Source organism: Kroppenstedtia guangzhouensis, assembly GCF_014637345.1.
GTDB classification, from domain to species: domain Bacteria; phylum Bacillota; class Bacilli; order Thermoactinomycetales; family DSM-45169; genus Kroppenstedtia; species Kroppenstedtia guangzhouensis.
Window position 1 is genome coordinate 21,246 of the sequence record NZ_BMEX01000022.1, and the last position, 8,174, is coordinate 29,419.

At 47.7% G+C, this 8,174-nt stretch carries 4 protein-coding genes; 2 read left to right on the plus strand and 2 right to left on the minus strand.

The window, feature by feature from the left end; genetic code table 11:
- Positions 1–18: 18 nt before the first annotated feature.
- Both IEV46_RS16220 and IEV46_RS16225 read right to left on the minus strand, forming a co-directional pair.
- Positions 19–3,204 carry a type 2 lanthipeptide synthetase LanM family protein gene (locus tag IEV46_RS16220; protein ID WP_188433587.1) on the minus strand — a complete coding sequence of 1,062 codons (3,186 nt, stop codon included), beginning with the start codon at positions 3,202–3,204 and terminating at the stop codon, positions 19–21.
- A 265-nt stretch (positions 3,205–3,469) separates the two neighbouring features.
- A complete protein-coding gene (locus IEV46_RS16225) occupies positions 3,470–3,694 on the minus strand; it encodes a mersacidin/lichenicidin family type 2 lantibiotic (protein WP_188433588.1) in 225 nt (74 codons plus the stop codon).
- Between the two features lie 815 nt (positions 3,695–4,509).
- Here IEV46_RS16225 and IEV46_RS16230 point away from each other — a divergent pair.
- Together IEV46_RS16230 and IEV46_RS16235 are read left to right on the plus strand one after the other, a co-directional pair.
- Entirely contained in the window at positions 4,510–7,971 is a 3,462-nt protein-coding gene (locus tag IEV46_RS16230) for a condensation domain-containing protein (protein WP_229736184.1), read from the plus strand.
- A partial coding sequence (locus tag IEV46_RS16235) for a hypothetical protein (RefSeq protein WP_188433590.1) occupies positions 7,958–8,174 on the plus strand: 217 nt, incomplete at its 3' end. The genes IEV46_RS16230 and IEV46_RS16235, both read left to right, overlap by 14 nt.

Consider the following 8,174-nt stretch of genomic DNA (forward strand, 5'->3'; position numbering starts at 1 on the left):
CCGTTGAGGCCGGCCTGATCACAAACGGGTGGAAGGTGTTTCCAGGTACAACACAGAAGAGACACCTTCCGGCTCCAACATCCTTAACAATCCGTATCCAATCCCCGACAGTCCCACCATTAAACCGCAGGTTTCCATGTATCCGGGGATTCCGGTTTTCCAGCCGGATTCACGAATGTCCCGAAGCACGAAATTCCCGACGTTTCGCGCCTGTTCCCTCCATTTACTTTCTTTGAGAACACGGGAAGCGATCAGCAGTATATCGGCATTTCCGAGATCACCGTGACACAGTGAATGATCTGCCCCGAATCCTTGCTGAACCAAGGCATTGAGCCCGGTTTGGATCTCGTGATCCAAGTGTTCGTCCTCATATCCCGCTTCTTTTAACAACAGACGTGACAGTACGATTCCGGGTGCCCCATGGCACCAAGCACAGGGCATCCGCTCCAGGCCGTCAAGATCTTTCACCCAGTTGTTCTTCTTAAAACTACGCTCGTACCGAAGTCCTTCTTGCAGAGTGTGGAGATAATTCTCCTGTTTGGTCTCCTTATAGAGGCGCATCAAAGACCAGGCGATCCCGGCCACGCCATGGGAAAAGCCAGGAAGGGCTTGACTGGCGGAGGGGATGATCCAGCCGACACCTTCGGGTTGCGGGGAGGCCTGTTCCACTAATCGATCCCCCAGGCAAACAGCCACTTCCCGATACTGGTCATCACCGGTGATATGATAAAGATCCAGAAAAACAGAAAGGGAGCCTGCAGCACCATCGATGAAATCCAACGCTTCGTCATTCCGGGCAGCCTCTCGAATCAAAGGTACCATGGGTTTGAAGTCCTCCAACAATTCCCGGTTTCCGAGGGAATTTGCCAGATGGATGAATGTGTAGGCATAGCCGGTGGCGCCGGTGAAGGCACCGACAGCTTGATAATTGCTCAACTTGCTGATCTTTCGCAATTCACTTCGAATGGGTACAATCATCTTTTCAATGGCGGACCGATAACTTTTCTCCCCTGTGATTTGGTATAAATGGCTGAAGAATAACCCAATTCCGCTCAAACCATCATACAAGTCGTTGCCCACAGGGGAAATGCGCCAGAGAGTCTCAGCGTTATCCGATAAACGCATCCCAATCCAGCAGATATCCGGTTGCGAACCGTCCATCCCTTCAATGGACCGTTCCAGAATATAATCGGCGATCCGCTTGGCTTCCTCCATTCCGGCAACTCTATCAAAGTTGTCTTCCACCGTCGGGACGAAAGAGAGGGTTTTGCTCGTCTTTCCGGGATTGAGGGCCAGCAAGGACATCTTGATAATCTTTTTTTGTTCCTTATGGTCCGCTTCTCCCATTCGGTCAATTTTGGCCATTATTCGTGACATGCAAGGCTCTTTATAAAAGTTTTCGATCTTTTGTCCTCTGCTGTCCCATAAATCTGTAGACCCCGGCTTCGAAGTGAAATAGGGAATATCTCCATGAAGCAAGTCCGTTTTTTCGGTAGCAATGACCCGTTTCAGTACGGGATAGGCTTCCACATCCAACCAAAGCTTGCCGAACAACATCTCCCGATCCAGTCCGTCGCGCAGATAATCGGGGTGAAAAGCAACTGACAGCAGACTGGAATAGCGATAAGTCGGACGCAGGATTTGTCGTACCCTCAGTTCTGAAAACAGGGAGACTTGGTGTTTCAGGTCGGCTTTGTTCGACGTTAAGACATGATATCCTTCATCAAAGCCCTGGATCAGATCATTTGTATAACGCGTCAGGTCAAGCTTTTTCCCCTGGAGAGTGGGGGAGTTTTTGGCGGCTTCAATTGTTTGATAATCTCGCTGGATTTTCATTGAATCCGTATTGGAATTGGAGATGATGTTTACTTTTTGCGGGGACAATTGATCTTCATTTCCCATTGCACTGATGTTGATCCCCCGTCCCTCCACCTCATTGAACAGCGTCATGACCGGCAGAATGTTGGAAGCCAAGACGGATTCCCCAAGTTGCTTGAGACATTTTTGAAAAGCGGTATCGGTATTGTCCTCTGTATATATGTCTTGGTAGAACAAGGTTTCCAAGTCAATCAGAACCGGGTGTTCACCACTGGCGATCAGGTTTTCGTTGTGAAAATCAATGGCGTTGATCGCATACAACAACGCCAATTGTTGCCCGAGGCGGCGGTAAAATCGGCGGACTTCCTCTTCGTCGTCACACCCCTTATGGGGGATATACTCTGTCCAGCCGTACTCTCCACAATCGATCAAATTCAGGATATGCAGGGGGAGACCGTCATCTTTCAAGTGGTTATACCAACTCAGAAGCTCCTGAAATTGTTGGTCCACTTGAAGGGGGCGGGGCTTGTAAACTACTTTGTCCCCGGATTCAAAGGTCAGGATGGCTACACCTCGACCTCCCCGATGTGGATCGGAGATTCCGGATTCCACCTGGACCAGTTTTCCACAGTCTCGTCCGAACATCGTCTCTTCCAATTGTTTCCGATCTTGTTCCAGTCGTTCGAATATTTCTGTGTTTTTTTCAACCCATTGAGATACTCTCAGACACATCAAGCGAATCAGTACGGGATACTGTTCAAATATGGATGTCAGATATGAAGGGTCTCGCAACAACCGGAATGCGAAATCGCGGTATCTTTTTTCGGGATCGTCTCCTTGCAGTTTGTTGCTGATCCGGGCGATGTTCAGTTCCAGAAACATCGTGCGCATAGAGGCCCGAAGGAGAGATTCTCCCAAAGATTTGATAAGGGAGAGTACGGCTTGTTCACTGATAAGTGAAAAATGTGACCGTTTTAGCCGATCTTGAAGTTGAATCGTTCCGGCGTTCAGGAAAGGTAAGAGGAAGTAAAAAAATTGAATGGGCTCTTGCGGACTGCTCGATATGATCCGAGTAAGGAAGGGACTCAAGTCGGGGTTTTGTGGATCATAGCTGTCAAGAGCTTTTTTCACTTCAAACCACTGATCGTTGTTGAAAAGTTCTTCATCAGTGTGTGGGTGTTCGATCAAGTGGAGGAGTTTTCTCCGGTCGATCTTGTGAAGACTCAGCTGTTGATTGAACAAATCCTCCCGGTTCGCAAGTCCATTGATCCAATGTTGAATCCGTTTCAGCGTGTAATCGTCGGGGTCGGATCCCGCAGGCTCTTTTTCTGGGAAAGAGCGAATTCTCTCATCCAAATACATCGATTTGGAAATATGAAAAGGCATACAATTCACCTCGGGAAAGTCCAACTTAATTTGCATGTCATTCAACGGTATGTTAAAATACTTTTATGTAATAAAGGATACTCGGTGTTATGGATACAGGGGTAGTATCTGTAACGGATCATTGGAACGGCAATGTTTGAGAGTTCGGACAGGGCGTTGCCTTTAACCACTCATCCCACAAATTTGTCGGTGGTTGTGTATCCTTTTTTTAAGTATTAAACCGAAGAGAACAGCAAAGCTGTTCTCTTCGGTTTTTTCATTAAACTTAGCAGCTCCAGCTCCAGCAGCTCCAGCTCGGGCAAATGCTGCAATCTTTGGTCCAGGTGCAAACATTTCCGCACCCGACACCACCGGCCACTTCATTCAGATCGGCGTCAGAGAGTTCGGACAGGGCGTCGCCGGCGGGGTTGTGGGGAAGCTTGGCTAATTCGGCTTGGGACAGGGACGCACGGTAGACCGGATCGGTCCAGGATTGGATGACTTTGCTCATGTGAGCAACCTCCTTAAAATGTTTTATAGTTGAGTTCGACTGGTTTCGACAGGTTTTTGTATGATTCCGGGGGGTATCGCAAGAAGCGCCGGAATCAGATGAAAAATCTGTCAAGACCTTGAACTCAAATATTTTATATCATAAGTTTTTGACACAGGCAATACTAAATTTAGAAAATAATAAATAGGTGGAACCGAGGCGGAGTTGATCCAGTCCGTTAATTAGCCAAAGTTTGGGGAGGGGAGCTCTCTTGAATTACGACAAAATACTTATATGAAGGAGGTTGATGAATCAGTATACGCCTCTGGTTCTGTTTTGTGGAGGTCCTTACATCCATTGGCAGATTATCTGGGAATCTATGTTTATGAAAGATGAATAGCGATCCCATCGGCGAATTGTTTCAGGGAAGGGTTTTGAGCCCTCAAGTTTTTTCTTTCAATGAAGGAATTGAATTATTTCACAAATATCAACTCCTGATTTCGATGTCAATTATCATAAATTCAGGTATGAATATAACAGGCAGGTATGAATATAACAGGTTTACACAACTTAATCAATTAATTAAGAAAATAAATATTGATTGTATTTTCCATATTTGCTATAAGTAAATTAAACAATAAAGGGGGATTGGGATTCCGGTGATCGACAAACTTCTGAAGGGCCTTGGAGAAAACGCTTCCAAAAGAATGAATATATCATCGATTGATGTTTTTGAGCATACATATGACCCAAAACCGAACAAAAAATCAGTCGTTTCTTCGACAGGATTCGACGTGCCCTTAATCTCAAGAATTCACTACTCCGAACTGGAACCGATGGCATCCGAAAGGCTAGCAGAATATTATCATCCAGTGCCGCATGAACCGGAGACTTCTCCCGTCAGCTTGGCAAGTATATTCTTTGACACATGTGATCAACATGGGGATCATTGCATCACCTTTATTCATGCAGAGGATAGGTACACCATGACATACCGTGAGCTCCGAAGCCGGGTTCTTCGCTTTGGAGCTGCCCTACGCCACAGAGGAGTTGGTGAGAAAACTCCTGTTTTATTGCAGTGTGATCGGGTGGACAACTTTGTCGTCTCTTTTTGGGGGTGCATCACAGCAGGCTGTCCTCCTGTGCCCATGAGGCAGATCCCGTTAATCCAATCACATGCCGAAGTGCGAAAAATGAGAAACACATGGGATTTGTTCGGTGAACCGCCGGTGGTGACCGATGAGAGCCATAAAGAGCCCTTGATTCAGTTGATGTCTTCTTGGTCAAAAAAACAGCCACGAGTATTTTCCGTAAGAGAGATGGACGGTTGTGGAGAATTGAAAGAGAGCCCAACCGTTGATCCGGAAACGACGGCCATGTTTTTGTTGACTTCAGGTACGACGGGCCAGCCGAAGGCGGTTGCCTATCGTCATGAAAACATTCTCGCCAATATTATCCCGACAGTGAAATGGAAAGGGCTTACTTCATCAGAAGTCATATTGAATTGGATGCCGCTCCAACATGCCGGGGGATTATTCAGCCAACATGTTTTGGCTGTTTATCTCGGTTGCGAACAAGTCTTGACAGAAGTGGACCAATTTGTTGCGAACCCGCTGAATTGGGTGAAGTGGATTTCTGATTATAAGGTGACTTATACTTGGGCGCCCAACTTTGCGTTCTCATTGCTCAATCGTCTGGATATCCAGGATCCGGGCAAGGAGTGGGATCTTTCTTCCCTCCGTTTTTTGCTTTCGGCGGGTCAACCGGTCTCTCCGGATACAATGTCCGCCTTTTTTGAGAAGATGCGTCCGCTGAATCTCTCACCGGAAGCTTTTTGTCCCCAGTATGGTATGACGGAAGCGTCAGGACCAATCACTTTTGGAGAAGGAATCGATCCGGTCCTGTACGTGGACAAGCGTTCTTTGGATCAACGGATCCGGGAAGTCCCCCCGGAGGATCCGGAATCCGTCTGTTTTACAGATTTGGGCCCTCCGTTACCCGGACTGGCTGTGCGCATTGTGGATGGGAAAGAGCGGGTACTTCCCGAGGGAATCATTGGCCGGATCCAACTTAGGGGCCCGTCAATCGTCTCATCTTACTTTGCCCACAGTGAAGAGAATCGGCCAGTGCTCTCGGAAGACGGCTGGTTCTCCACCGGGGATCTGGGCTTTCTTCGCCCCGGAAAAGAAGGGCACTTGGTGATCACCGGGCGCGAAAAAGATATACTGATTATCCGTGCAAAAAACCATTACAATCATGAAATCGAAGCAATCATCGAATCGGTGGAAGGGGTGATTCCCACCTTTGCCGCTGTTGGAGCTGCCGGTTGCACTACAGACGGCGATGACAGATTGGCCATCTTTTTCTCGCCGGAGGATTCCGACCCCGTTTTTTCCCTGCATGTGGCCCGTGAAATCAGTGAGCAGGTTCGCTTGCACTTTGGCATCGCCCCGGATTGGATCATTCCACTTTCACGGGAGGAATTCCCCAAGACAGCCTCGGGGAAAATCCAACGTCCGCTTCTGATTGAGGCTCTGGGGGAAGGAAAGTTTGCTGAACGGCACCTGAGGATCGATCATTTTCTTTCGACGGGAACCTTGTTGACAGATTCAAAGGCTCGTGAAACCTATTATGAAATTCGTTTCAATTCAGAGGAAAAACTGGATTTACTCAGTTTGTATCGTCATATGAAACGCGAGTTAATGGAATCAGGCCATTGGAGCGGGGACATCGTCCTCAGTCAGGGGGTTGACCGGATGGAAAACGGTGAGCTCGCTGTGCTCTGGAAGGATGTTCTGCAACAGGACACTTTCGTGCAGGGACAAAACTTTTTCCAATTGGGCGGAGATTCCATCAAGGCCATGCGCCTGCTGGCTAAAGTATATGAAACTTTCGGTGTGGAAGTGACCTTGCGGCAATTTATCACGGATCCGACTCTTGAAGGATTGCAGGCTTTGGTGGAACGTGGGGGGGGGAAAAGGTATACCCGTTCATATACTCCCAGAGACTGTCAAACTAACCCGCTTCCGTTAACCCCTTCTCAACGAAGTCAATGGTTTGTTTTCCGAAATGATCCCACCAGTCCCGTCTATACAGTGACGTTTACTCTTCGTTTGAGGGGGGAGCTTGATTCCGGACGATTGTCTGAAGCAATCCGTAAAATAGTCGAACATCATGATGTGTTCCGATTCCGTTTCTCTGAAACCGCAGAGGGAGAACCGTTCCAGGAGCTTTCCAAACGCATTTTTGCCGAAAACGATGTGGAAGACTGGAGATTCAAGTCGGAACAGTCCAAATACGATGAATTGGATGCTCTCATTCACAGTTGGGCAAACCAACCATTTGACTTGTTGAGTGAGGAGCTTTTTCGATCTAAAATTATCCAAATGGACGAGCGGGAGCACTTATTGCTGGTTTCGGTACCACACCTGATTTTTGACGGATGGTCAAACGAGTTATTTGTTCAGCAATTGCTTCAATTATGCAAACCGGAAGTGAAAGAATCGGGGAATCAGGGCCGGGAGTTGCAATTTCGGGACTATGTGATGTCGACCCTTCATTTGGAAGAAGATCCATTGTTTGTTGCTGAATTGGAGGAGTGGTCTCAATTATTATCCCGCTTCCCAACAACTCTGGATTTACCAACAGATTATCCCCGGCCTGTTCATCGGTCTTACAGAGGAAGGACTTTATCCCGGCGCTTGTCACCACAATTTACTCGTTCCATTCTGCGTTGTGCGGATCGTTTCGGAGTAACTCCTTATATGTTGTTGGTTGGTTTGTATGCTTCTTTGTTGCACCGATACAGTGGGCAGGAACAGTTCCTGATCGGGACTGTGATGAGCAATAGGAGGGCTCCCGAGTGGCAGTCGACTGTAGGCTACCTGGCAAATACGGTACCCTTGCCGATGGATCTTTCCGGAGACCCGGCGCTTGAAACATTTTTCGCACGGGTTCGGGAGATTTGTGTCACTGCTTACGACTTCCAGCATATTCCGCTGGAGTCAGTGATTCGAAAGATGAATATCCATGTCACGCCGGAGATTTCTCCATTGATCCAAGTGATGTTTACTTATCAAAATGAACTCACTCTTCATCGACAATACCATGGGCTGGATGTGCAGATGTCTGTTGTACCCAGTGAAACTTCCAAATATGACCTTATTTTGCATGTATATGAGGAACAGGATACTTTCCTTCTTCAATTGGAATACAATACGGATCTTTTCCGGGAGTCGACAATGAGCAGATTTTTGGACCATTATCAGTTGTTGGTGAAAGGGGTTGTTCAAAATTAAATTATCCGATATTCGTTTTTTATCCAAAGAGGAAGAGAACAACCTGCTGTTCGGCCGTTTCAACGACACCCGGGCGTCGTATCCGAAGGATGCGACTCTGGTCTCGCTGTTTGAGGAACAGGCGGCCCGTCAGGGGGACCGGGTGGCGGTGAAAAGGGGAGAGAGGGTTCTCACCTACCGGGAGTTGAACGAAGAGGCCAACC